Annotated in this window: 26 protein-coding genes and 2 pseudogenes; 8 read left to right on the top strand and 20 right to left on the bottom strand. The window is 39.6% G+C overall.

Features of this window, described 5'->3' with window-relative positions; all coding sequences use genetic code 11:
* Nucleotides 1-158: 158 nt before the first annotated feature.
* The 4 genes from H8A87_RS17550 to H8A87_RS17535 all read right to left on the bottom strand — a co-directional run bounded on the left by H8A87_RS17550 (nucleotide 159) and on the right by H8A87_RS17535 (nucleotide 2,149).
* A complete protein-coding gene (locus H8A87_RS17550) occupies nucleotides 159-488 on the bottom strand; it encodes a HigA family addiction module antitoxin (protein WP_232370345.1) in 330 nt (109 codons plus the stop codon).
* Between the two features lie 48 nt (nucleotides 489-536).
* Nucleotides 537-824, bottom strand: coding sequence for a type II toxin-antitoxin system RelE/ParE family toxin (locus H8A87_RS17545; RefSeq protein ID WP_198691210.1), 288 nt, complete (start codon nucleotides 822-824; stop codon nucleotides 537-539).
* A gap of 310 nt (nucleotides 825-1,134) precedes the next feature.
* Nucleotides 1,135-1,596 carry a hypothetical protein gene (locus H8A87_RS17540; protein ID WP_198691209.1) on the bottom strand — a complete coding sequence of 154 codons (462 nt, stop codon included), beginning with the start codon at nucleotides 1,594-1,596 and terminating at the stop codon, nucleotides 1,135-1,137.
* A 196-nt stretch (nucleotides 1,597-1,792) separates the two neighbouring features.
* Nucleotides 1,793-2,149: a hypothetical protein gene (locus tag H8A87_RS17535; RefSeq protein WP_232370344.1), complete on the bottom strand. Its 357-nt coding sequence runs from the start codon at nucleotides 2,147-2,149 to the stop codon at nucleotides 1,793-1,795.
* A gap of 172 nt (nucleotides 2,150-2,321) precedes the next feature.
* On the opposite strand from H8A87_RS17535, the gene H8A87_RS17530 reads away from it, so the two are divergent.
* Nucleotides 2,322-3,101 carry a PhzF family phenazine biosynthesis protein gene (locus H8A87_RS17530; protein WP_198691281.1) on the top strand — a complete coding sequence of 260 codons (780 nt, stop codon included), beginning with the start codon at nucleotides 2,322-2,324 and terminating at the stop codon, nucleotides 3,099-3,101.
* A gap of 63 nt (nucleotides 3,102-3,164) precedes the next feature.
* A complete protein-coding gene (locus H8A87_RS17525) occupies nucleotides 3,165-3,671 on the top strand; it encodes a DUF1543 domain-containing protein (protein WP_198691208.1) in 507 nt (168 codons plus the stop codon).
* Nucleotides 3,672-3,735: 64 nt separating this feature from the next.
* On the opposite strand, the gene lldD is transcribed toward H8A87_RS17525, so the two are convergent.
* From lldD to H8A87_RS17495, 6 genes are all read right to left on the bottom strand, one after another.
* Nucleotides 3,736-4,878, bottom strand: a complete 1,143-nt coding sequence (gene lldD, locus H8A87_RS17520; RefSeq protein WP_198691207.1) for an FMN-dependent L-lactate dehydrogenase LldD — start codon at nucleotides 4,876-4,878, stop codon at nucleotides 3,736-3,738.
* Between the two features lie 39 nt (nucleotides 4,879-4,917).
* Nucleotides 4,918-6,498, bottom strand: a complete 1,581-nt coding sequence (locus tag H8A87_RS17515; RefSeq protein ID WP_198691206.1) for an L-lactate permease — start codon at nucleotides 6,496-6,498, stop codon at nucleotides 4,918-4,920.
* A gap of 315 nt (nucleotides 6,499-6,813) precedes the next feature.
* Nucleotides 6,814-7,734: a LysR family transcriptional regulator gene (locus tag H8A87_RS17510; RefSeq protein ID WP_198691205.1), complete on the bottom strand. Its 921-nt coding sequence runs from the start codon at nucleotides 7,732-7,734 to the stop codon at nucleotides 6,814-6,816.
* A 189-nt stretch (nucleotides 7,735-7,923) separates the two neighbouring features.
* Nucleotides 7,924-8,364 (bottom strand): polysaccharide lyase, encoded by a 441-nt coding sequence (locus H8A87_RS17505; RefSeq protein ID WP_198691204.1) that lies wholly within the window; start codon nucleotides 8,362-8,364, stop codon nucleotides 7,924-7,926.
* A 78-nt stretch (nucleotides 8,365-8,442) separates the two neighbouring features.
* Nucleotides 8,443-8,703, bottom strand: coding sequence for a hypothetical protein (locus tag H8A87_RS17500; protein WP_198691203.1), 261 nt, complete (start codon nucleotides 8,701-8,703; stop codon nucleotides 8,443-8,445).
* 250 nt (nucleotides 8,704-8,953) lie between these two features.
* On the bottom strand, nucleotides 8,954-9,556 hold the full coding sequence (locus H8A87_RS17495; RefSeq protein ID WP_198691202.1) for an RBBP9/YdeN family alpha/beta hydrolase: 603 nt from the start codon (nucleotides 9,554-9,556) through the stop codon (nucleotides 8,954-8,956).
* A gap of 1,324 nt (nucleotides 9,557-10,880) precedes the next feature.
* On the opposite strand from H8A87_RS17495, the gene H8A87_RS17490 reads away from it, so the two are divergent.
* Nucleotides 10,881-11,096: a phage tail fiber protein gene (locus H8A87_RS17490; protein ID WP_198691201.1), complete on the top strand. Its 216-nt coding sequence runs from the start codon at nucleotides 10,881-10,883 to the stop codon at nucleotides 11,094-11,096.
* Between the two features lie 82 nt (nucleotides 11,097-11,178).
* On the opposite strand, the gene H8A87_RS17485 is transcribed toward H8A87_RS17490, so the two are convergent.
* From H8A87_RS17485 to H8A87_RS17455, 7 genes and pseudogenes are all read right to left on the bottom strand, one after another.
* Entirely contained in the window at nucleotides 11,179-11,676 is a 498-nt protein-coding gene (locus tag H8A87_RS17485) for a hypothetical protein (protein WP_198691200.1), read from the bottom strand.
* Between the two features lie 425 nt (nucleotides 11,677-12,101).
* A protein-coding gene (locus tag H8A87_RS17480; RefSeq protein ID WP_232370343.1) for an IS1 family transposase occupies nucleotides 12,102-12,799 on the bottom strand; the annotation gives its coding sequence in 2 pieces (ribosomal slippage) (nucleotides 12,102-12,550 and nucleotides 12,550-12,799; 699 coding nt in all).
* A 48-nt stretch (nucleotides 12,800-12,847) separates the two neighbouring features.
* Nucleotides 12,848-13,075: pseudogene (locus H8A87_RS17475) on the bottom strand (Arm DNA-binding domain-containing protein); the annotation flags it as partial.
* A 299-nt stretch (nucleotides 13,076-13,374) separates the two neighbouring features.
* Nucleotides 13,375-14,136, bottom strand: a complete 762-nt coding sequence (locus H8A87_RS17470) for a thioesterase II family protein (RefSeq protein ID WP_198691199.1) — start codon at nucleotides 14,134-14,136, stop codon at nucleotides 13,375-13,377.
* 466 nt (nucleotides 14,137-14,602) lie between these two features.
* Nucleotides 14,603-15,145, bottom strand: coding sequence for an NADAR family protein (locus H8A87_RS17465; RefSeq protein WP_198691198.1), 543 nt, complete (start codon nucleotides 15,143-15,145; stop codon nucleotides 14,603-14,605).
* Between the two features lie 212 nt (nucleotides 15,146-15,357).
* On the bottom strand, nucleotides 15,358-15,810 hold the full coding sequence (locus H8A87_RS17460; RefSeq protein WP_198691197.1) for a DUF2335 domain-containing protein: 453 nt from the start codon (nucleotides 15,808-15,810) through the stop codon (nucleotides 15,358-15,360).
* Between the two features lie 85 nt (nucleotides 15,811-15,895).
* Nucleotides 15,896-16,117 (bottom strand): Cro/CI family transcriptional regulator, encoded by a 222-nt coding sequence (locus H8A87_RS17455; RefSeq protein WP_198691196.1) that lies wholly within the window; start codon nucleotides 16,115-16,117, stop codon nucleotides 15,896-15,898.
* Between the two features lie 100 nt (nucleotides 16,118-16,217).
* Here H8A87_RS17455 and H8A87_RS17450 point away from each other — a divergent pair, with 100 nt between their 5' ends.
* On the top strand, nucleotides 16,218-16,931 hold the full coding sequence (locus tag H8A87_RS17450) for a LexA family protein (protein ID WP_198691195.1): 714 nt from the start codon (nucleotides 16,218-16,220) through the stop codon (nucleotides 16,929-16,931).
* A gap of 156 nt (nucleotides 16,932-17,087) precedes the next feature.
* Here the strand turns inward: H8A87_RS17450 and H8A87_RS17445 are convergent.
* Nucleotides 17,088-18,071, bottom strand: a pseudogene (locus H8A87_RS17445) (IS30 family transposase).
* Nucleotides 18,072-18,323: 252 nt separating this feature from the next.
* Here H8A87_RS17445 and H8A87_RS17440 point away from each other — a divergent pair.
* From H8A87_RS17440 to H8A87_RS17430, 4 genes are all read left to right on the top strand, one after another.
* Nucleotides 18,324-18,905 carry a plasmid pRiA4b ORF-3 family protein gene (locus tag H8A87_RS17440; protein WP_198691194.1) on the top strand — a complete coding sequence of 194 codons (582 nt, stop codon included), beginning with the start codon at nucleotides 18,324-18,326 and terminating at the stop codon, nucleotides 18,903-18,905.
* A 120-nt stretch (nucleotides 18,906-19,025) separates the two neighbouring features.
* A complete protein-coding gene (locus H8A87_RS20255; protein ID WP_269749567.1) occupies nucleotides 19,026-19,289 on the top strand; it encodes a recombinase family protein in 264 nt (87 codons plus the stop codon).
* Between the two features lie 47 nt (nucleotides 19,290-19,336).
* Complete coding sequence (locus H8A87_RS20250; RefSeq protein ID WP_269749566.1) at nucleotides 19,337-19,609, top strand: recombinase family protein; 273 nt, start codon at nucleotides 19,337-19,339, stop codon at nucleotides 19,607-19,609.
* 18 nt (nucleotides 19,610-19,627) lie between these two features.
* A complete protein-coding gene (locus H8A87_RS17430; RefSeq protein WP_198691193.1) occupies nucleotides 19,628-21,028 on the top strand; it encodes an ISKra4 family transposase in 1,401 nt (466 codons plus the stop codon).
* Nucleotides 21,029-21,175: 147 nt separating this feature from the next.
* Here the strand turns inward: H8A87_RS17430 and H8A87_RS17425 are convergent, their stop codons facing one another.
* On the bottom strand, nucleotides 21,176-22,390 hold the full coding sequence (locus H8A87_RS17425) for a tyrosine-type recombinase/integrase (protein ID WP_198691192.1): 1,215 nt from the start codon (nucleotides 22,388-22,390) through the stop codon (nucleotides 21,176-21,178).
* Between the two features lie 1,180 nt (nucleotides 22,391-23,570).
* On the bottom strand, nucleotides 23,571-24,131 hold the full coding sequence (locus H8A87_RS17420; protein WP_198691191.1) for a hypothetical protein: 561 nt from the start codon (nucleotides 24,129-24,131) through the stop codon (nucleotides 23,571-23,573).
* Nucleotides 24,132-24,341: the final 210 nt, after the last annotated feature.

The raw sequence follows: 24,341 nt of genomic DNA, 5'->3' as shown, positions 1-24,341 counted from the left end.
ATTTACTTAAAGATATTATAGAAAATAAAAAAATATCCAAGTCAATACTTCCCATCACAAGCCTGCTATTAAATTCTAAAATTGAGATTCTTATCGACTTTCGTTCGATCGTATTTAGCGTTCTATTTCTGACTCTATCAGTGTTTGGCATAGCTCGATCAAACCGAGTGTAAATCCACGCTTAGCTCAGTCTTAACCAACCGTTTGATGCCCTTTGTGCTCATTTCGCGTTCCTGATGACGAACGTCCCAGATCTCAACGGCATGTTGAATATTCAACCAAAATTCAGCCGTATTTCCTAATGCAACCCCCAATTTAATTGCCATTGGTGCAGTCAAGGTTCCCTTATCATGGACCAAACGACTCAGTGAATTACGATGTACGCCCATTGCATCAGCCAATGTGTTAATTTCTATCCCCAGTGGCTCAAGAAATTCACTCACAAGTATTTCACCCACAGTTGCTGGGCGACGTTTGGTATTTCTCATTATCTTTTCCCTCTACAGGCAACCGTCTACTGAATACTGTGATTCGCATTAGTACTTATGAGGATCCAAGTAAGTATCAACCGCTGTTTTATCCACCCACTGGAAAATGAGGCGATACTTCCTGTTTACCCTTATTGAACAGTATTCCTGTAAATTCCCTTTTAAATGCTCAAAGCCATTCCCGGTAGGTGCTTTTAAATCATTATATTCCGTTGCAGCATCCAGCATTTGCAATTTTCGGTACAACACACCACTTAATGCCGAAGGAATGCACTTATGGGGAACATCATCCTCATAAAACCGCTCTAACCATCGTTCCTTGAATTCAACTGCCATAACGTTCCATCGCGCTCCATTTTATGCATAATAACGTTGTGCATCAAGTCATAATATTCTGAAAATTAAAATCGCTTTATTGATAGATGGGTCTGCATGCCGATGATGAATGCCATACATCGACATGAAACAATAAATGCATAGGCAGAGAGTCACAATAATTCGAGGCTTATTAACGACAGTTAGTGCTAAATTTGCGAATCCTTTCGCTATTCTCCAGCATCCTTGTACACACATTACATCGTTCTCTGTATACAGCTTCAGAAACCCGTTTAAACCTGCTCTAATGGCTAATTAATAAGTAGATCAATTAATAAAAACCACAGGTATCTGCAATATCAGAATAGGAATAACCATTCCCTTGCTCTTTCTCCAATTTCTGTCTTGTTTCTCTATAGCACTGACGTTTAGTCTGCTCTTTTAAAAATGGCATTGAGTGTGTCTGTTTCATATGGGGAGAAAGCCTCAACTGCCGCTCGTCCCAATCATAAGATAATGCCAAGCTATCTTTCTGGTCGAAGCTGTTTTTCTGTTCGAATCTATTATTATACTCCTTAATCTCATTCTCCCGTTTCTCGGCCAAGGCATTATCCTCAGTCAATTTCTTCGTGCCCCAATTTCCGTGATTCAACTCGTTTCTCTTTTTCAGATACTCTTCTGACGGTTTGTTATCAGCAGGTATATCGCTTTTGTAACTCAAATCCAATGCCAGAGCCGGAGAAAAACACACTGACAAAATAAAAAATAGGCAATAAGATCCTTTAATTTTCATACCTTCCCTTAGTGGAACTATAACAATGAATTATTATTTAATAATCATTACTACCTCAGGTCAACACTACAATTTTGTGTGTTTTGAAACCAAATCAGATAACTTTTTAAAAATTAACGTAATTTAAACATTCCGCGTTCAATTTTCTCTGCTAAAAACAAGCGGGTTTCTGATGCATTCATACCCTATTTACCAGCTAGTTTGTCGGCTTCATATGAGGAGAAAGCTTCAACTGTTGAATGTACCCAACATTAGAAAATCCCAGCCTATTTTGCTGCGCGAATCTATCATTATAATCCAGACTATTTTGCTGCACGAATCTATTATTATATTTACTAATCTCATCCCCCCATTTCTCGGCCAAGGCATTATCCTCAGTCAATTTCTTCGTGCCCCAATTTCCGTGATTCAACTCGTTTCTCTTTTTCAGATACTCTTCTGACGGTTTGTTATCAGCAGGTATATCGCTTTTGTAGCTCAAATCCAATGCCAGAGCCGGAGAAAAACACACTGACAAAATAAAAAATAGGCAATAAGATCCTTTGGTTTTCATATCTTCCCTTAGTGGAACTATAACAATGAATTATTATTTAATAATCATTACCACCTCAGGTCAACACTACAATTTTGTGTGTTTTGAAACCAAATCAGATAACTCTTTACAAATTAATGTAATTTCAACATCCTGTGTTCGGTTTTTCATGATAAAAACAAGTGAGCTTATGATGCACTCATACCCTATTTACCATGTTGATGCTTTTGCGGAAAAATCTTTTTCTGGCAATCCCGCTGCTGTTGTTTTGCTGAATGAGTGGCCGGCAGAGAAAATTCTTGTTGCCATTGCCGCTGAAATTGGCCTACCAGAAACGGCTTTTCTGGTAGGAAACCACCTACGCTGGTTTACACCTAAAGTCGAAGTGGATTTATGTGGACATGCAACGTTAGCGACTGCGTTTGTCCTCATAGAACATCGCAACAGCCAAGATAACCCGCTCACGTTCAAGAGCCTTTCCGGTGAACTCAAGGTCTCTCATCAAGATGGCGTTTTTACACTGGATTTCCCCGCCGCTAATTACCATGAAGAAAAAACGCTTATTCCTATTATGCAAGATGCTCTGGGACAAAATGTTTCCGAAGTGCTAGCCTCCCATAATCGCTACGTTTGTGTTTTGAATTCCGTAGAGCAAATCATCAATACCCAACCTGATTTTGATAAGATCGCCGCCCTTCCCTTACCAGGGCTTGCCATTACCTCCCTCGGTGATTCATCCGTTGATTTTGTCTCACGTTATTTTGCCCCCGCAAAAGGTGTCAATGAAGATCCCGTTACAGGTTCCAGCCATTGTGTTCTCGCGCCCTTCTGGGGAAAACGACTCAATAAAACCGAACTCCACGCTCGCCAATTATCTGAGCGAGGTGGTGAACTATTATGCAGAATAGATGGCGATCGTGTTTATCTAACTGGTAAAGCGAAACTCTTTTCACATGGGCAAATATTGTTCTAAAACGCATGATGATTATTTTTTATATAAAAAATAAAATAGATGAAAATTATTAAGTAGGAAAAAATGCTTCAGTTATATCTGTTTTATCTTGGTGGAAATGCTGGAAAATCCAATATCGAAGTTCATGATGTCCAATTTGTTGCAGTGGAACAGATTGAAGAAGCATACCCTGTATTACGCGAAGTTTGGTTTGGTGATAAAGACAAACTTCATCTGGATGGTTATATGCCCTTAAAATGGGCTGATGGTTATGACATCACAATTAGTCATAATGAATATGATGGAGAAAAACATCTCTATTTTGTGAACCTTGGAGGTTATCGAAAAGATTCACTGGCAGAAGCCCATGAATTCGGATTCTTTGTAGCTCGCTCGGCAGAAGAAGCTAAACAGAAAGCCAAAGAGAATTTACTTTCGGGTTATGGTCAACTGCATAAAGATAATCTGAAAGATGTTGATGACTGCCTGCTCCTTGGGCAAGTCAGTGGCTATCATATCCACTTGACTGAAAATCCTCATGGTCAGCCAGACAAACCTGAATGGCAGGGATATCGCCCGATTGGGATCTAGAGGACTAATAAAATACGCGGTCAGCAGGGTAAACTCTGCTGACCCACAATAGCAGAATCCACCATTAACCGTGATTACATACCAACAAATCTGAATTAATCTCTGAGATTGATTTCGCCCCTGTTAAAGTCATCGCCACTCTCATCTCTTTATCAATCAGATCCAGCAGATTAGAAACCCCGGCTTCACCCGCCGCCGCCAGCGCGTAAACGAAAGCACGCCCCAGCAGAACACTATCTGCTCCCTGAGCAATCATTCTCACCACATCCAATCCAGTTCGGATACCGGAATCAGTAAGAATGGTAATGTCATTTTTGACCGCATCTGCAATCGCAGGTAAAGCACGTGCCGTTGACAGAACACCATCAAGCTGACGCCCACCGTGATTAGAAACCACAATGCCATCTGCACCAAAACGCACGGCATCTTTGGCATCTTCTGGATCGAGGATGCCTTTGATAATCATTGGCCCTTTCCAGAAATCACGGATCCATTCCAAATCTCGCCATGAAATGGATGGATCAAAATTACTTCCCAACCACCCCATATAATCTTCCAATTTGGTCGGTTTGCCGCGATATACGGAAATATTACCAAGATCATGTGGCTTACCCCACAGACCAACATCCCATGCCCATTGGGGGTGAGTCATCGCCTGCAAGACACGACGCATAGCGGCATTCGGGCCGCTCATACCAGAGCGTGCATCACGATAACGCGCTCCAGGAACTGGCATATCAACAGTAAATACCAAATTTTTAACTCCCGCAGCCTGCGCCCTTTCCAACACATTACGCATAAAACCACGATCTTTTAGCACATAAAGCTGAAACCATATCGGACGATCAATCGCGGGAGCCACTTCTTCAATCGGACACACTGAAACAGTCGATAAAGTAAATGGAATTCCCTTTTTGGCCGCAGCACGTGCAGCCTGCACTTCTCCACGACGCGCATACATACCCGTTAATCCCACGGGCGCAAGTGCCACTGGCATTGACATTTTTTCTCCGAATAAGCTGGTTTCCAGACTCAATTCAGACATGTCTTTCAATACACGCTGGCGTAATTCAATATCAGATAAATCTGCGGTATTACGTTTAAGGGTATGCTCTGCATAGGCTCCGCCATCAATATAGTGGAACAGAAAAGGCGGTAACTTAGCCTGTGCTGCAGCCCGATAATCAGTTGAAGCGGAAATAATCATAGTATGTACCTTAGTGTTAAAGAGTTATTCGCACATTTTTTAAGTTGCCAGAATCAAAGCCATTACAGCCGCAATTCCCCCGTAGACCAACATTGGTAAAATCGTCTTTTTTATAATCTGGCCTTCTGCATTGGCGATCCCCAAAATAGAGCAAACAGCAATAATGTTGTTTAAACAAACCATGTTGCCCATAGCACCACCAACAGATTGCAACGCCAACATCAAATTGATATTCATTCCACTACTCAATGCGATGGAATGCTGGATCCCCCCAAATGTCAGATTGGAAACAGTATTAGAGCCTGAGAAAAATGAGCCTAATGCCCCTAGAAATGAAGAGAACAAAAGCCAACTTTCTCCAGTCATTGTGGCCAATGCGTTACCAATAATAATAACAGGTGCATTTTCGCCTCCTAACATCATCATGTTGACCATCACTAACGCACCAAACAACGCAATAAATGGCTTGAAAATACGTGAGCCTGTTTCACAGAACATTTGCTTAACCTGATGGCGGCTCAGTTGAAACAATGGAATGCACACCAGCACCACCAATAGAAACGGAATAATTGCCGGTACATATAACGTTTTGTAGCTGGCGGAAGCAGATGTTCCCAACACTTGTTGCAAACTTATAATTAAAGATTTACTGACACTCAGATCACCCAACCACCCTAAATTCAATTGCCAATTGAGCTCAGCATTATTCAGAAACTCCTTGATACCTAATTGATGAATACGGGTAATAATCAGGATCATAATTAATAACAAGGTAGACACCATGGCTTTAATAACCTTGTTGAAAGGAATGGCTCGCACAGGCTCTCTTCTTTCATAACGTGTTATGCCAATACCCATGTGAGCAAGTAGTACCGATAGAGCCAACCCAATCGCCCCCCCCACCAACGCGGGGAATTCATAATTGACCTGAGCCAATAACAGATAAGGAACAGTACAACTTAAGATACTCAAGAAGATAAACAGGATATTTTGGCGAATGTCCTGCCACGACACAATAAACCGCAATGCCAGCAACGGAATAACAAAACCGGCAACGAAGTGGATCAATGCACTCAAGCGACCGATTTCCAGTAAATTATCATCAAGTAGCCCAAGATTGGCAAAACCGAACCAAGTCGGCGTTCCTACTGCTCCGAAAGAAACGGGAACAGAGTTCATTACCAAAGCCAACAAAGCAACCCGCAATGGATTAAATCCCAATCCCACCAATATGGGAGCTGCAATCGCAGCTGGTGTGCCAAAACCGCTGGCTCCTTCAATCATAAACGCAAAAGCCCAGCCAATAATCATCAATTGAGCCACGGGATTAGAGCTGATATTTTCCAGCCAATTGCGCACAACACCTTCAGCTCCACTGATTTGCATCAATTTATTCAGTAATATTGCGCCTAAGATAATTGTGATAGGAGTAAAAACGGAAACCAAAGCCGTAATAATATTGGCATGTAATAATATAGGTTGAGTTTCAAACCAAAATAATTGTATGAGGTAAACAATTAACGCTGTCAGCGGCAGAGCAATATAGGATGGAATACCATTACGTTTGGTCATCATCCAAATCAGCAGGACAATAGGTGCGATGCTGAAAAACAAAGGCATAGGATCCTCATGGTGACTATTTTTATAGGATAAGAAATGTAGCTGAAAAGTTAATTCCTCATAAGAGCGCCATTATAATCACAACTTTTCCCAAGCTCCTATGCTGTGATTTTTTAACAATTGGAAATAATATAAATTAGCAATAACTCACTTACATTAAATACGTAAGTTCAAATCAATAAAAATCAATCAGATAGACTAAGCATTGAGATAAAAGCCGTGTATACCTCACATTAATTAGGTATAAATTTTCAATAGACCATATCCAAAAATGACATAATCTCTGCTGGTTATTCCCCCCAGCAGAGAAGAATATTAAAAATAATGGCCGATATTTTTGTAAGAAATCATGATGTGCTCAATCAACATACGGATTTTTAGGGGTAAATTTCGGGTATAAGGATAAACAGCATAAATACCTAATACTTTTCCACTATATCCCTTAAGTATTTCCACCAATTTTTCTGCCTGCAAATCTTCATACACCATGACACGTGGCACCATCGCAATGCCAAATCCTCCTAATACCGCTTTACGAATCGCAAGCGCATTATTTGAGGAAAAGTTTCCATTGACCTGTAACTCATAGATATCACGGCTATTAGGTTGTTTCATCAGCCAGTTGGCAGTACCGCTTTCTTGATGGGTATAAGTCAGACAATTATGATTAAGCAGATCTTCCGCAGACTGTGGTTGCTGGTGTTTTTCCAGATAGCCGGGAGAACAGACAATCACCCAGCGTGAATTCAATATGGGCCTGGCAATCAAACTGGAATCCAGCATCGTGCCAGTACGAATTGCCAAATCGATGCCTTCGTTGACCAAATCAACAAAATGATTTTCTAACCGTATTTCTACTTTCAATTTAGGATGCAAACTACAGAACTCAGCAACTTTTTCACTCAAGAGTAATTCGCCAGACACAGTCGGCACTGACATCCGGATCACACCCGTTAATTCATCACTCTTCTCACTCACGACATGCAGTGCGTCTTGGATCCGCGTGCTAATTTCTTTGGCATGTTGATAAAGCTCCCGTCCATTTTCAGTTAAGGTGAGACAGCGCGTGGTACGATATAAAAGACGCGCACCGAGGGATTTCTCCAAACGCCCAATACGCTTACTAATGACTGAACTGGTGATACCTGCGCTCTCTGCCGCCTTACTAAAAGACCCACAGTCAACAATTAAAGCAAACAAGATTAGATCGTTTGCATATTCATGGGTAGATAACATAACTTTATATACTTTAATGTGCGTTCAAGGCGAGCAGTGTAAACGTTGCAAGTGATAAATCAACTTTTCACCATCTCGTAAAAATATCAAATAGCTCACATACTCTGGCATGTGAGCCATAAAATATACGCTTATTTTTACGCATTATTAGAATATACAGCTTATTTTTAATCTTTAGTATTTATTGAATTATTGGATAATATCAGTTTTTTCAACGCTAACAATAAAATGATCAAAATAAGCATATTGTTCCACTGGCGGAGCCCAATCCAATGTAGAACCGCCGAAAAATGAGCTCCATTTTATCGCATCTATAAAAACATCATTCTCATTTCGAAGTTTGATATCATTTAATCTTAATACTTCTGTATTATCGATATATTGTATATAGATACCATCGCGTTTACCGATACTATTCAGCTTCACATATTGTGTCAGAGTATACCAAATATCTTTCTTTAAAGAGGTATTTAATTTAACGTAATCGCCACACCGAGCTTCTTTTTCCGGGTAATAGAGATAACCAAACAATTCGCCTTCTTTTCTCCACATCAAGCGGCTACTGAAACCATCAAAACTATCATTATCAACACATCCTGATGGACGATCACCACCAGCCAGACCCGGCAATTTACCGCCTTTTCCACATAAAATCTTTACTGAACATCACCTTATATTGCAACCATAACGCCTTATATTTACCATTAATTAGGGCATTAAATGAAGTTCGGCTTTAGAACCAACAGTATTGGCAAGATAAGTGAGTTCCAGCACTTTATTTTGATCATCTTGCAGATCAATAACAATATTTAATCGGCCTTGATTAAGACCAGACGATGAAGTAGGTGAAATACCCCAATCAGATTTGAAATCTTTAGCGGCATATTTTCCTACTTTATATTCGAAATCCACGTTAACTAAATCACCATAATTTTGATTGGAAACAAGGGTTGAATGAATTGGCGCCATAATTTATTCCTTATATAATATAATCTTTACATAAATACTCAGAACAACACAAATTAAATTCAATAATAAATTATTTCACTGAAAACATATTTTTATATTGTCCTCGTTTCTAACGATAGTCAAACCTTATAATTGCTCATCTATTTTTAAAATACCTCATTGGTCTTTTATATTTAATATACTCAAATGCACCATTCCCCAGATTAAGCCTAATAAACTGGGGAATTGGGAAAATATCATCTTTCTATTTTTATTCTGATACCACGGTTTTCAGGGCATCATAGACAGGTAACAGACGAGTAAAACCTTCTCTATCAAGAAAATGCCCACCATTATCAACATTAGTAATCTCAGTTTGCAATGAGTGAGCCAGAGCTTGGGAGGATTGGGAAGAAACAATTCCATCATTAGAAGAAATGATCGAAATACGGAGTCCTGTTACCCCACGTAAGAAAGCATAATCCAACGGTTCGGCAGTAAAAGAATCCAATTCTGGTAAAGCGATTTGAGGAGAATCAAATCCCGAAACCAAAATATACCCACCAATATGGGGAGACGTAGAGCGTATCGCCTCCAAATGCCGTAGTACAGCGATACAACCGAGACTATGACCAATAAAAATCGTATCTTTGCCTGCCCTTGGCACGATATCCATCAACATATTAGCCCATGCTTCAGGTTTGGGGGCCAATGATTCAGGCATCCCGGGTACAATAACATCCGCCCCTTGCTCAATAAGCGTCTCTTTTAACCAAGGAAACCAATTTGATGAAGATGAAGCAGTATATCCGTGAACAATAATTATTTTTTTGCCAGAAAACAGGCCGTGACCACTTATTGTTTCTAATGTCATTAACTTTATCCTACTCAATAATTCATTCACTTAATGGGGGTAAAACAGATTACTATTAAGAACCTGAGACTAATATAAGTCAACAATAGTGTGGATGGCCGCTGGCTATTAAACACTCTGAATAAAATTCTTTATTTTCTCACCATAAGCAACATACACAGGTAATATTATCTTTGCTAAAACGTTTGCACTTATCTCAATAAACTAAAGTAAAAATCCAGCCACATCATTTTGAAAAAAATCATTAAAAACCAATAACTTATCTCAGTATTCGTTTATTATTGCAGGCAGTTTGGATACGGACTGCGCGCAAGAAACTGGGCTAGCTGTAACTAAAGTCATATAATTAAATGATAATTAAGAAATAAATAAATTTATTTTTTTAAAATATACAAATTTCTATACCACTTACATTGCGCTAAGAAACCTCACCAATCTCATTATGCTGTTGATATGCTTTCATTCCGTGATCTAATTCCTTCGTATCAATAAAGTGAAGTCAGTACGCTAAACATCCTGACCTATAGAGGGTTACGACGCATTTCGTCGGAAGTTATTGAGAGATTAAAGTAGCAGTAACTGATGCCCCGCCAATAAGAAGATTTTCCTATGCCTGTAGTCATGCCATTTTGTTAACTTTATACAAGTAGTGTCTTTCTCTGTTCATAAAGTCAATGAGGCTATGTGCTTATTAACTGAGTGAATATCTTTCACTTGGTTGGTTACGAAATGCCCTTAAATCCTCACCTTTAATCGTATGAACATGCATACTTTCAATCTTGCTTTGTTTCCATATTGGCTTTATGCGATACAAAAAGATGATATGGAATTTCAATCATTATTAAATTCAAAAGGTTACCCATTAAACCAATAGATTCACAAACATATTATTCGTGATATATGAGTGATGCTTGAGCAAATGTATGACATTAAAAAAATGCTTCAAATCTGAGTAATAATAAAAATCAATAAGTTAAAATTATAACTACTTTCCAGTGACTGACTGACGACGAAATGCATATTCTGTCAGTAAGTCACATAAGGGAAAATCCCGCATGTACGAAAGTAAAAGGTATAGAAGAAATTCACCCACCTTAAAGATGGCTCAAATTTGGATCATGTTGTTTTACTACACTATGAGGGCTTGATTTCAAGCCGTCCTCCGTGGGGATTTCCGCAACAGTTGTTGCCATAATTGTAAAAATACCGGGCATTATTTGATGGTCAAGGTTTTGACTATCATAAAAATCAACAGGTTAAAAAGCACAAAGACAGCATTTAATAAAACGGTCATTACTTTGTTTCGTGCATAGACTGCTACAATTTGCCTGAACGGTTTCAGAACCGGCGGATAAAAGACATCGTGGACAGCGAGAAGGCCTACTATGCTGATGGTGAAGCCTGTAACATTCCCGAAGGATGCCGCTTGGACGTTCGTGTCCAGATGCCGGAAGATTCGGTGTGGAATTTGAGGGAGAAGGAGATGAATGAGGCTTATGGTAGGCACAAAAATTCAGGGGAAACTATTGGTGATTATTAATTCTGGCTATGATTTGCTTTATTATTGAGTCAGGTGACCGCCTAGGCAGCCACCTTTAACAAATGGGATTGTATCAAATCTCTTATTGGTTTATTACAGGCCTTGAGTCGTAATACCCCCTAAGGGTAATTCTGGCCTCTCCTCCTTTAAGCAAATTCATGGAAGATATATGCCCCGCTAATTTCACCGTAGTAGCATCTGGAATTTGATACTCGTAAACTTTTGTTTCCCCACCATCTAAGTCATCCCAAATAGGTAATTTCAAGTCATCGCAAATAGGCATTTTGCTTGAGCTGACTGAGTTGCCTGAGCTAATGGGACTTATTGGTTCTCCATTAACATACAAGGCAGTGGACACAGCAGTATGCCTTCCTTCCATGCCCTCAATAACAACTTTTACAAGAAAGTAACGGTGATTGTTGGGAAGCATAATACCGTGATGACCGTGACCATCGTCAATGTTGGAACTAATAAATGTTTCATCATGCCAAGGAGGGCATTCTTCTTTTAGCGCGTGTTTTTCTCTTTCTGCAAGCTCAAGTATTTCTTTCATTCGTTTTAAACAATTATTATCTGACATCGGTTAACTCCTCTTTTTCATTGGGAAGCCTCCGACTGCTTGATATTTAATATGTAAATTATAAAGAATAACCCACATATATTTTCTCATAGTTATGAACATAAACTTAATACAGCAGCCAGATTAATTGGTATTATGGAAAATGTTAACTAAATAAAAATTGATTGCTTTCACTCTGTATTTATTAAAAATACTTTCTTTACTTTTAAAATAAAATGGATCTTGTATGGCAAAATTAATTATCGCTAATTATCAGACTAAAATAAATCATATTTTTCGTTATTGCATGAATATTAAATATGATTATTTTGACGGCTTTTGATTTTTAACATATTATCATTATAAAACACCTTGAAATTTACGCGATTTACTATATTTTAATTCTGACTATTAATTGGAACTAAAGATGAGGTCATGATTCCAATTTATTGATAGTGATGAATGTTCAGATAATATCCTATAATTCTGTCATGCATTTCTATGGATTTTGAAAAAGACAACGTTTTGCGAGTCAGTCTTGCCAAATGCTGACGAAGATTCAGGTTATGCCTCTCTATGCGTTGGGTATAACGCTTGTTGACCACATGCCGTTTCCCCGCCAACGCTTTTTCATCGCTTCTCCAACCATCTGTCATATAGACGACAATGTTGAAAGGAGCCAGCAACGCCATCAGACGCATCAATGTCTTTTTTATCCTTGGACCAAAAACATGGGCGATCACTTTTCGTCTTATCCTGTCGCAGGCATAAAAGAGCCAACGGGGCTTATTCTTTGACTTCACGTACGACCACTGCTCATCCCTCTCACAGCAGACAATCACTTTGGTGCCGGGAGCAATGGCTTCCGTTACCGATTTGGGTCTGAGCTTTTTAAATGGCGAAGAACGGTATTTAGGCCAATCCCCATCACCCGTGCTGTCGCCCGACATCCCATTCCATTTCTGACCATATCGACGATTTGCTTATGTGTGCCGGGACGACAAGCGACATAAGTGAATTCAAGTTGCCAAGAGTGACGGCAGGATTGGCAAAGATAACGTTGATGACCAGAACGTGAGCGCCCATTACGGTGGATCCCTTTAACTGCACAACAAGAGAGGCAGGTCACATCAATCTTTGCCATTTGAATGTTCTCCAAATAGGCATACTATACATGATTCAATAAATTGATAGCGGCCAGTTTTCTCGCTTCGTCACGTTTAGCTCTGGCCTCAGTGAGTGTTACTACTGGATAGACACCGAATGAAATCATTTTGGTCTTACCAGCAAATTGATAACGATACCGCCAACCTTTCGATCCATTAGTATCAATTAACAAAGATAGGCCGTTACCATCCGCTAATGTATAGGCTTTTTCCTTTGGTTTGGCTCATTTAATTGCCAAGTCTGTTAGCTTCATAAACCACCCAATATTGTATAGAAAAAATGTATAGGAAATTTCTATACAGAAAACCATACAACAAACTGTATAGATTTTGAACGACGACAGTAGACTTTGTGATAATAAGGTATTGCATTTTTATTTGATATTATTAATAAGATAGACGTAATGAGACGTTAATGGATGTGTGTAATAAGGAGGGGCACACCGTAATACGTGAGGATTGATTCGCTGTGCTCTCCCTTCCGGGCCACACTAAAGGGCGTTCAAAAGCTACCGCTTTTGTCTGAGCACAGCCCAGGTTCAAAATGACAAATCTAGGTATTTCCTGCAAACCCCCGAGCTTGTTTTTCGAGCCAAGGGATCACGGCATCATTTGTGAATAAATAAAAATGTCCTCCTGTGAAAATCTGTTGTTCTACTGGTGCGGGCAACACATGCCACCATTCTGCTAATCGTGGGACAGGAACTCTTCTATCATCGCTTCCCCCTATTACATGAGTTTGAACATTTAGCTTCGGCTTCGGTAATCGGGACAGAGAATCCAATAAAACCAGATCATTTTTCATTGTTCCAATCACATATTTACTCAATTCAGGGTTAACGAGAACATCTGGAGGCGTTCCCTCACATTGTTCAAGGATGTTTAAAACATGAGCATCAGAATATTCCTCACCTGGCCCACTTTTCAAACCCTTTGGTTCGGAAAAACCACGGGCAGAGATAATGAGGGCAACTTTCTTTTCAGGCGCTTCACACTCAAGCCTATGAGCAACCTGATAGGCAAGCTCTGCTCCCATGCTATGCCCAAACAATAATAAAGGTTTATCCTCTCCTAGCCTTAAACGCTTTATCGAGGCCAGGATATCGGAAAGCACCTTCTCGGCATCCGTCTGAAAAGGCTCTGAAGCGCGTGTTCCCCTGCCAGCAAGTTCCATACAATAGACTTCAATAAACCCTGATAATTTGTGGGCCAATTCCATATAGGAAAAACAAGAGCCTCCAGCATGGTGTAGAAATACTAACTGTACTCCAGCAGTCGGCCTTTTAATCGCAGAAAATAAAACTGAATCAGGCAAGATTAAATTCCTTGGGTTGTGTGAATGGGAAATGTTGTGTTAACAGAAAATGGATTATGTTGATCAATAGTCATAGCGACTTCCTGATAGTATTTTTTCCCAAAAAGAAGATAAAACAAGAGCTATACCCTTTATCTTTCAAACTGTTGCTTTGTTAACTGAGTTGCGATTTGAAATTTATTGAGTATAAATAACTCTGAAAGATATTCATTAAATACAGAGTAATAACTATTGATCTATTTTTCTATAACAGAAAAGATTAATTAGATTACAATTATTAATTCGCTACGGTTATCAGCCTAATGGGAACGCGAGCAAGACACTATTCCCTTCAAGCCAATCAGTTGCAAGCAGATACACAACAGATTTTAAATCCAAATACAACACAAATTTATCAATTATAACAAAATTGCAACTTAAAAGATAAAGAGTATAGAGCCTATCCAATTAGGCTCTATACTTTAGCTTATGCTTTTAATTTTTCACGCACAGCCATCAATGCAAATCCTAATAAATTCAGACCATCCCACGTTAAAGGATTCTGGATATTGGGGAAGTCTTCTGCCAGCCCGATTCCCCAGATACGGTCAACAGGGCTAGCTTCAACCAATATTTTTCCCTCTGTATTCAATAAAAACTCTGCCAAAGGTTTATTTTGAGAAAATTTTGCCAGATTACCTTCAATCACTATCTTCAATCGATGATCATCCCAAATCGATCGGTTAAATCCACGTATCTCTCGGCCATATGCTTTCGCTGCGCCTGGGTTTTTAGCGTTGATAATTTTTTCCAGTGCTTCGAGATCATTAAACAAACGCGCCTTCCCTGCCATCATATAGTGTTCCGCACTGGAATATTTTACATCATCAATAGTAAATTGAACTGGATACCACTGACTTAGACAAGATTTGGTTATGTAGTTGGCATGATTAGTTTTATGACCCCAGAAAAAAAGATATTTCAGTTTTTTTCCAGATTGGTAAATTTCACATAAGGTTTTAATATCCATATTAACTCTCTATAATACGCTAATTTATTTTTAATACATAAACACACTCCTATCATACAATTTTTTTTATATTTGTCGATGATCATCATATCAGCTTCATTGATATAGAATAAGAACCACCGCACTAAATCTAAATAAAAGTAACAGATATAAAAAATAGCAAATAAAAATAGTCACATATTTTCTAAATAACTTACCATATTATTTTAAAATCACTTAATATGTGTTCTACGCCCGATAACAAACACGGCAACTAATCCCACCAAATCAACAGTGATTAAAGTACCAGCAAACAACATTTCCCCTCTCAACGCAAAAACCGTTGCAATGATTAAGATAAACATAGAGATGGAAAAGCCCATCCATTGCCCTCTTCTATCTCTATTTATCAGACCATCAAGTGCTTTTTTCTGTTTTTCATGCTGAAAAACCTGCTCTTTTTCTCTGAGAGAAAATATCCTTTCTGCACAACCTGGTAGAATTGATTCATAGTTTTTTAATGCATCAGGAGATGGAAATGAGTCCAAGTAATGAGAACCCACCTGATTTTCGAGTAAATCTCCACTTGCTGAATCAATATCTAAAGTATCACGGTAATCGTTTGTAGGCATGATATCCAGAATACTCCCCATCGCTCTGAAATAATGACGAATGTTAGAATTCATGTTCTCTCCCAAGCAATATACACAAAAAACATCTTAATAAAATCAGTGAGATAATTAAGTTCAATCTATAATAGAGATGAATTAATCATACCTCTGATATTTTCTTTTCCCGCAATTCTGTCGGTTTTTGGCTAGGAAATGGGCGACATTCTTCAGCTTTATAGGTTCCATCTTCCTGACGAATCAAAAATATCTGACGATCCGATCGCAATGCTTTACTTATCGCAGTTTGATGAACACCAACTAAACGTGCTGTTTTGGCTTGGCCATTTAGCTTTACATATTCTGATAATGAAATTTTTTCCATATGTTTCCTCCTGATTACTCCAAAATAATATCTAAAGTACTAAATATTTCAATACTATTAGTATTTTTAATTTTAATAGCGTTGGTATTAAAATGAGTCCATGAAAAAGAAACTCACAGCAGAACAGCTTAAAGATGCCACACGCTTAAAAGACCTATTTGAGTCTAAGAAAAAACAGCTCGGCATCTCTCAGGAAACACTTGCAGAAGAAATTGGCAAGACTCAAAGTGCGATTTCACATTATCTCAATGGCATAAATGCCCTTAATTTGGAGATGGCAGCCTATTTTGCCCAAAAATTAGGAGTCCAGATTGCAGATTTCAGTCCGTCACTGGATAAACAAGTCAGGAAACTTGTAACCGTTCTCTATGGTGATAATGCTACGTTTGCTGAACAGACACATATTCAAAAACAATACCCACTACTCGACTGGACAAAGGCTGGTCATTGGTGCGAAGACCCCACACCGGAATACCACATAAATCGCATTGAGAAAGGATATAAAACTTCTGTCGAATGCTCACAACGTGCTTTTTGGCTGGAAGTAAAAGGAGATTCAATGGTATCGCCGAATGGATTAAGCATACCACAAGGTATGATCATTTTAGTTGACCCAGAAATGAAGCCTACAACCAACAACTTGGTCGTAGCAAAACTTGATGGCGAAAAAGAACTGACTTTCAAGCAGTTGATCACTGAAGGATATGATACGTTTTTAAAACCATTGAACACCCAATATAATATGATACCTCTCAATGGTCATGTGCATATTGTTGGGGTTGTTGTGGAAGCGAAGATTGGGAGATTACCTTAAACGCTTATATATTTTGTTTTTCAAATTGCTACCTTGTTGGCTGAGCTCATATCCCCCAGCCACATAGTCAGGCTATGCATCTGAGGAGCCATGCATTTGTCGCCACGATGCTGACTGAAATCTATCGGTTATAAATCAAAAACTTGGATTCACATATTAAGCGCAACACCGTAATGAACGAAGTAAATGAGTGGGTATTCCTTTAAATAACTCATTCGGTGTTTTGTAATTTCGTGTTTTACGAGGACGATTATTTAATCGGTTTGCCACAAGGTTAACCTCTAGCTCGGATACCTGATTAAAATCGGTTCCTTTTGGGAAGTAATCTCGGATTAATCCATTCGTGTTCTCATTTATTCCTCTTTCCCAGGGGGAATACGGGTGAGCAAAATAAATTTTTGTCTCTAAATTTTTACTGATGAGTTCGTGTTCGGCAAATTCGAGGCCGTCATCAAAGGTCATTGTTTTAACTTTATGTTTTATCAGTGATAAGTGTCTTGTTGTCGCTTTTGCGACACCTTCTGCTGTTTTATCTTCAAGTTTAATTATGATGGTGAATAGTGACTTGCGTTCAACCAATGTCAATAATGCACTTTTATGATGTTTCCCAACAATGGTATCACCTTCCCAATCACCAATACGTTGCTTTTTATCCACAATTTTCGGGCGATTATCAATACTGACTCTGTTTTTGATTTTTCCTCTGCGCTCATAACGTCCATAGCGTTTACGATAGGTTTTTTTCGCAATCCTGAGATGCTGCCATAAATCACCGCCATTCTTTTTATCTTTATGAATCAACCGATAAATCGTCTCATGATGTAAAGATATTTTCGCTTCCCGCCTGAGATAACCCACAACTTGTTCAGGACTTAAATCTTGCCAAATTAACTGTTTGATCCACATTTCTATCTCTGGGTTCACTTTTACTGCTTTTATAGCAAAATGTCGGCGCGCTACGGCCTTAAGCTGAGCCTGTTCAGGAGCATATTTCTTTGCTTCCCGATTTCGTCTCTATTCCCGGCTAATCGTTGATGGGTTTCGATTGAGTGACTTTGAAATCGCCCGTTGTGAAAAACCGGCTTCTTTCAGGCTGAAAATCTGATATCTTTCTGTTTCGGTCAGGTGTTTATCGGTCATAGTGCATGTTCCTTTGGCGAGAAAGAGGCCTACTATAGCAACTGACCGCCTTTCTTCGAAATTGCACTTGTATCATAGTAATTATGGTGGTTAGCTACCATCATAAGAAACAAGGTGAGCCTCAAATTGCACATTTAAGCGAGACTTTGTTAATAAGCTAAGGCCCCTTGTTGAGAGCATAAAAATCTGTGGGGTATTTCTTTAATCAATGAGTATGATTGTTCGCTTTATCATCATAGTGAAAGGACAATTATGCCCGTATATACGGTAAAAGCTGCCATTCGAGATATCAGCCCTATGATCTGGCGCCGTTTTCGCATTCAGAGTGATATGTCATTAGGGGCTTTTCATTTTCTGCTGCAATTTGCTTTTGGCTGGGATAATGACTATCTCCATACCTTTCATATCCACGGTAAAGATTACGGTATCTGCTATGAAGGGGGTCTCAGTTTTTATGATGATCCCTGGATTGTTTCACTTGCGTCTTTTCATTTCGAAAACCGTGATAAATTCACTTATGAGTATAATTTCTTTCGGCATTGGTTGCTGGATATCCGTATTGAATCAGTTAAAACTCACTCAAATAAAAGTACGCCTTTCTGCCTTAGTGGGCAAGGTATGCCTGATGCCGCCCAATATGATGAAACCGAAGCAACATTGAAGCTCTTAGAAGCCATTGTTGAAAGTGATGACAATACCACGTTTGGTGACATCCAAGAATTCATCGACGAGTTCAATCGCGTCAAGTTTAACCGCCATCGACTCAACCGGTTATTAAAAGACTATGATTTTTACACGCCTAACTATTCGCAAGGCTTAGACTGGACTCTATAAAGGTATACCTTTTCAGTTCGTATTTAAAATAAGTCAATTGCGCTCTATAAACATCGGAAAAGTGGACTTTATAGATTATTCTATAATTCTTTATTATGTTTAGAGACTTTTGAGGCTGATATGCACTATGACTACATCCGGGTGAGTTCTGTTGATCAGCATGTTGAACGCCAGAAAGAGGCGCTGTCTGCATCCGGGATTGAAATTAACAAAATTTATCTCGAACAGGCCAGTGCTAAAGACACCAACCGGCCACAACTTCAGGAAATGCTTAAACAGGTCAGAACAGGCGACACCATTATTGTTCACTCCATTGACCGGCTATGCCGCAATATGATGGATATGTGTGCCTTGACCCTGCGTTTACGTCAGCAATTACACTGATCTTTCTAAAAGAACGGCTCACGTTTAGTGCTGGCGAGGGAACTCCCATGCAGGAGCTGCAACTGCATATGATGTCTGCATTCAGCCAGTTTAAGTGGGCATTAATTCGGGAAAGACAGGCCGAAGGGATCTCGGCTAAAAAACAGCGCGGAGAACGCACTGGTCGACCACCTGCGGATATCAATAAACTCCCCCAGATTGATGCGCTGAGAGCGAAAGGCATTAAGTTAAAGCTGGCCTGTGATAATGTGGGATTGGGTGTTTCCACCTATTATAAATTGCGTCACCAGCTAAAAAACGAGGGAATACCACAGCGATAGCCCCGGGAGGACAGCATCATGCAACTCACGATCCAAATAACGATGGTGGATAAATCAGGCCACCGTCATACGGAGAGATTACTCACGATAGAAAAACAGACTGATTCTCCCAATGATATTGGACTTTCCCTGTCTGAATCTAAACTGATTTTGAACACGATCCAACAATCGGTGATCCAGAAACAGGCGACTGAATTCCTGGATGAACATCGTGTTTGCCCTTGTTGTCAGCGAGATCGCCGGATAAAAGGCAAACAGAAAATCCAGTATCGAACCTTATTTGGCATTATCCCTGTAAAGGGATTTCGGGTTTATCGATGTGCCTGTGAGAAAAATTCATCCCAAACGGTTAGCTTACTCAATAACTGGTGTGATACACATACCCATCCCGAACTCAGGTATATAGAAACCAAATGGGCCTCACTGATGGCCTATGGACTGACCGCCAGTCTGCTCAAAGATATTCTGCCGGTGGGGGAGCACTGTAATGCTGCCACCATCCGAAACCATCTTTGCCAGACCGCCAAAAAGCAAGAAGCAGAGTTAGACGGGTTGCCTGATTTTCTCCCCGGCTCTCCCCGAGAATGGGAAAAATTACCCAAACCGGGAAAACCAATGACGGTTGGCATTGATGGGGGCTATGTCAGAAATCGGGACGATAGAAAACATCATTTCGAGGTTATCGCCGGGAAATCATTCGCTACTAATGTCCCAACCAAACGCTTTGGTTTTGTGCAATGTCTGGAAAATCATCCCAGAAGAAAACTCATGGCCCAGTTATCTTCACAGGGAATGCAGGCTAATCAACAAATGACTTTCTTATCGGATGGTGCTGATAATTTAAAGGATCTACAATTTAACCTGTACCCCGAATCCCAACACGTACTTGATTGGTTTCATATCACGATGCGTCTGACAGTACTAAAACAATATGCCAAAGGGGTATCTAAAAACGATCCTGAACTCGGTACGGAATTATTAAACTCTTTAACCAGTACAAAATGGTATATCTGGCATGGAAATGTTGATAAGGCATTGGAATATCTGGATTATTGTGCCGAGATATGTGATGACGATACAGTGCATTATGAAAACAATAAAGCGCTATTAAAACATCTCGACGAGATGTATAGCTATATTAGGAATAACAGCATGATGATCCCAAATTACGGTGAAATGTACCGATATGGTGAACTGATTTCCTCTTCATTTGTTGAATCGACGATCAATGAAGTCATCGCTAAACGCATGGTGAAGAAACAGCAAATGCAATGGAGTCAACAGGGTGCACACTATTTACTCCAGACACGAACAGCGGTACTCAATAATGATTTAAAAACTCAATTTGAGCATTGGTATCCGGGGATAAAATTAAGCGAAGAAACAGATCACTATTTGGCAGAGACTATTGCTGCATGAGTGCCCCAAGGATTTTTATGCTTTCTAATTTGTTTCATACAAAGAATGTATTATGTCTTACAGTTTACAAAAATAACTCTTTATGATTAATATAAAACCATAAATAGTTATGTATTAACATGAAATGATTATTTTCAGATAATTCAATCAAGCATGTTTCTTAAATTTGCCATGCACTACATTTCCGCCTTGTTCGAGTACGTCCATGTAGTCGGCATACCATTGAAGCATTTCCCTGCAACCATCCAAATATTGGGCGTGATTGTAAGTCCCTCGAATGCTGTTATTATCAACATGAGCAAGCTGTATTTCAATCCAAGCCGTATTATAGCCTTGCTCATTTAATATAGTGCTCATTGTATGGCGGAATCCGTGACCTGTCGCCCTGCCGCCATATCCCATGCGCTTCATCATGACATTCATCGCCATTTCACTAATTGGTTTTTTATAGTTTGTTCGGCTGGGGAATACATATTGATAATCACCACTAATTGGAGTGAGCTGTTGAAATAAAGTCACGGCCTGATCGGATAAAGGCACACAATGCGGTCTGCTCATTTTCATTCTTTCGGCAGAAATTTCTAGCGTTCTTTTTTCCAAATTGACTTCACCCCATTCAAGATTCCTTAATTCTCCCGGACGCAATCCAGTTAGGATTAGAATCCGCAAAACATGCCTAACTACTTGGCTGCCCATATGCTTATCAATAGATTTTAGAAATTCAGGCAATTCATTAACATTAAGGTGAGGGTAATGCTCTCTTTTGTGGGGAATAAACGCGCTGGCAAGATCGGGGGCAGGGTTATATTCTGCCCTGCCTGTAATGATAGCGTATCGCCAGACTTCACCACAGCGTTGACGGACTTTCTTTAATTTCTCCGTTGCGCCCCGCTTTTCCATTCTGGACAGAACTTCCATCAGTTCCAGCGGTTTGATTTCCGTTATCGGTCGATGACCAATATAAGGAAAGACATCATTTTCAAAAGCGCTCATCATGTCAGAACGATAGCCTACTGACCACCTGTCCTTGCGCTGTTCGTACCATTCACGCGCAATGCTTTCAAAGGTGTTATTGATTTCTCCCTGAGCCGCAAGTTTCTTTTGTTTTTTATCTTGGTTGGGATCAATACCCTCGGCTATCAACTTTTTCGCTTCATCACGTTTCTTTCTGGCTTCTGCCAAAGTAACAAGCGGAAAAGTGCCAATAGCAAGCAGTTTTTCTTTTCCTGCAATGCGGTATTTTAATCTCCAATATTTAGAACCATTTGTCTTTATCAACAGATATAAACCGCCGCCATCCGATAGCTTAAAATCTTTATCTTGGGGTTTTACTGTTTCAACTTGCCGAGCTGTTAGTTTCATGTTGCTAGCATCCTCGTCCCCTCACAGTAATGGGGGTATTTTTTTAGGGGGTACAAAAATATACCCCTATATATACCCCCTGATTGGGGTACATTGCAATAGAATCCAGTAGACGTCAGTAGAGCGTAATGTTTTGGTTTTCTTTGATTTTACTGAGAAAAGGAGACTTAAGGAGATATTAGTAGAAGCGTAGATGCGGATAAAAGAAGATTCAAACTTAATAGTTAATTAACTGATTTTAATCAGTAAAATAAATTATAAAAATAAACCTACACACATTGCTATACACATAAAAATTTCATGAGTAAAAATGGACGGTTAAGCGAAATCTATTAATTTTGTTAGACTCCTTCTTTCTACTGCGAACTCAGGATTCGAACACAGATACACTGTGCAAAATATGAAGTGAAATTCACTATAGGGCAGAAATCTGCCCTTTAACATACGGGTAATCCATATCTACCTATGCGATGATCTCCGACTTCCTCAAATTGATGTTTCCAATAATATCAATTGGTTATTCAACTATGGTGGAAATCACCACAGAAGGACAGCTTGAAATCAAGCCCTCTCAGCAGAGTGCAAGATAATCCAGACTTGGGCCATTTTTTGTGTTCCCCCGTTTTAGGGTGCTCAAAGTATGACCGGTTGCAAATTTGCAGCGTGCTTATGTTCCAGCCAGTGAAGCAACCTATTGATTCTTTCGAGGTCCTCACTTTGGACACCTCGACTAAATGGGTGGATTCATCAGCTAAATTTTCAGCCGATGTGTAACCTCCATAAAATTTTGGAGATTGGAACTGAGCGAAAAATTTCGCTGATAGCCACCCCGAAATTATCGGGGAGCCTGAACTGAGGACTTCGGTAATACGACTCCTTAAACTCAAGGAATCCCTATAGTTAATTTTTACGAGGGTTAAATGGGTGCGCCTGAACCTGCACCATGCAGGAGATAAGGGATATCAAGGGGTTAAAGAGGAAAATCATCCCATTTAACGTAACCTATTGATTTTACGTAATTCTGTCACTGTGCAGGAATTGAATAAAATCAAGGAGTTAAAAGGTGAGAAATCCCACCTTTAGATAATTGGCTGATTTTACGTAATTACCGCTCAGGGCGGGGATTCTGGTTTTCTGACGGAAATGGGGGATATTGGGATTAACAAGTAGAACATTTTATTTAAAATTCTAGAGAGGCATCTGTATTGTAACTTTGCTTATAAAATCGACCGTTTAAAAATACCACACAATGGTAATGAGTGCCGGTGGTATTCTTGTGTAATCCAAACGATTCAGTCAGCATATCTTCAGTAGCTTGAAGCCCTTTTTTTATATAATAGCCCCAGGTGTATTCGCTCACGCAATCTACAGTGACACTCCCCATATATGCCCTTACAAAAATATTTGGTAAAAAAAGAGATAATTGTGAACCGAAAGCAGTTGACCAAGACCAATCTTTAAAAAAAACCGAAGCTCTTAACAAGCCGCCTTTGTCGCGATCAAGAGTCGCTGTGCCACAAGAAACAAGTCGAATATTATATAACTCATTAATCTTAGTCAGCCTTTTAATGTATTGTGAAAATTGTGCTGCATTATAGAGCTTACCTTCAAGCCTGACATGTGGTACCCCAACCCGATGATCGCTCCCATGACACACAATAGTGAGTCGGTTTTTCCCCAGTACTTTCCGGTGTGGCTCTTCAAATACATAGTAGTCCGAAGATACCCAGATTAGTCTCATACTTGGATCCCCTCCCTTTCAGGAACACAATAAATCTACTCCCCCTGCGTTACTATGTAAACTTTATCCTAACCTGAATCTTGAGTTGCTTGCCTCACATTCAACACCGAATCTTCTGGTTCTGAAAGCGTATCAGAAAGGGGCGCGCAGCCCCTGACGATTATTTTGTTTCAGCTAATTTTTTCTGTTGCTGATTCCACACCGAATCTG

This window comes from Xenorhabdus lircayensis (assembly GCF_016306625.1).
Lineage (GTDB): Bacteria > Pseudomonadota > Gammaproteobacteria > Enterobacterales > Enterobacteriaceae > Xenorhabdus > Xenorhabdus lircayensis.
This window is presented reverse-complemented; position numbering and strand designations above follow the sequence as displayed.

Coding starts and splice junctions, on each gene's coding strand:
- H8A87_RS17550 (WP_232370345.1), bottom strand. CDS start 488: ATGAGAAATACCAAACGTCGCCCAGCAACTGTGGGTGAAATACTTGTG.
- H8A87_RS17545 (WP_198691210.1), bottom strand. CDS start 824: ATGGCAGTTGAATTCAAGGAACGATGGTTAGAGCGGTTTTATGAGGAT.
- H8A87_RS17540 (WP_198691209.1), bottom strand. CDS start 1,596: ATGAAAATTAAAGGATCTTATTGCCTATTTTTTATTTTGTCAGTGTGT.
- H8A87_RS17535 (WP_232370344.1), bottom strand. CDS start 2,149: ATGAAAACCAAAGGATCTTATTGCCTATTTTTTATTTTGTCAGTGTGT.
- H8A87_RS17530 (WP_198691281.1), top strand. CDS start 2,322: ATGCACTCATACCCTATTTACCATGTTGATGCTTTTGCGGAAAAATCT.
- H8A87_RS17525 (WP_198691208.1), top strand. CDS start 3,165: ATGCTTCAGTTATATCTGTTTTATCTTGGTGGAAATGCTGGAAAATCC.
- lldD (WP_198691207.1), bottom strand. CDS start 4,878: ATGATTATTTCCGCTTCAACTGATTATCGGGCTGCAGCACAGGCTAAG.
- H8A87_RS17515 (WP_198691206.1), bottom strand. CDS start 6,498: ATGCCTTTGTTTTTCAGCATCGCACCTATTGTCCTGCTGATTTGGATG.
- H8A87_RS17510 (WP_198691205.1), bottom strand. CDS start 7,734: ATGTTATCTACCCATGAATATGCAAACGATCTAATCTTGTTTGCTTTA.
- H8A87_RS17500 (WP_198691203.1), bottom strand. CDS start 8,703: ATGGCGCCAATTCATTCAACCCTTGTTTCCAATCAAAATTATGGTGAT.
- H8A87_RS17495 (WP_198691202.1), bottom strand. CDS start 9,556: ATGACATTAGAAACAATAAGTGGTCACGGCCTGTTTTCTGGCAAAAAA.
- H8A87_RS17485 (WP_198691200.1), bottom strand. CDS start 11,676: ATGTCAGATAATAATTGTTTAAAACGAATGAAAGAAATACTTGAGCTT.
- H8A87_RS17465 (WP_198691198.1), bottom strand. CDS start 15,145: ATGGATATTAAAACCTTATGTGAAATTTACCAATCTGGAAAAAAACTG.
- H8A87_RS17460 (WP_198691197.1), bottom strand. CDS start 15,810: ATGAATTCTAACATTCGTCATTATTTCAGAGCGATGGGGAGTATTCTG.
- H8A87_RS17455 (WP_198691196.1), bottom strand. CDS start 16,117: ATGGAAAAAATTTCATTATCAGAATATGTAAAGCTAAATGGCCAAGCC.
- H8A87_RS17450 (WP_198691195.1), top strand. CDS start 16,218: ATGAAAAAGAAACTCACAGCAGAACAGCTTAAAGATGCCACACGCTTA.
- H8A87_RS17440 (WP_198691194.1), top strand. CDS start 18,324: ATGCCCGTATATACGGTAAAAGCTGCCATTCGAGATATCAGCCCTATG.
- H8A87_RS20255 (WP_269749567.1), top strand. CDS start 19,026: ATGCACTATGACTACATCCGGGTGAGTTCTGTTGATCAGCATGTTGAA.
- H8A87_RS20250 (WP_269749566.1), top strand. CDS start 19,337: ATGCAGGAGCTGCAACTGCATATGATGTCTGCATTCAGCCAGTTTAAG.
- H8A87_RS17430 (WP_198691193.1), top strand. CDS start 19,628: ATGCAACTCACGATCCAAATAACGATGGTGGATAAATCAGGCCACCGT.
- H8A87_RS17425 (WP_198691192.1), bottom strand. CDS start 22,390: ATGAAACTAACAGCTCGGCAAGTTGAAACAGTAAAACCCCAAGATAAA.
- H8A87_RS17420 (WP_198691191.1), bottom strand. CDS start 24,131: ATGAGACTAATCTGGGTATCTTCGGACTACTATGTATTTGAAGAGCCA.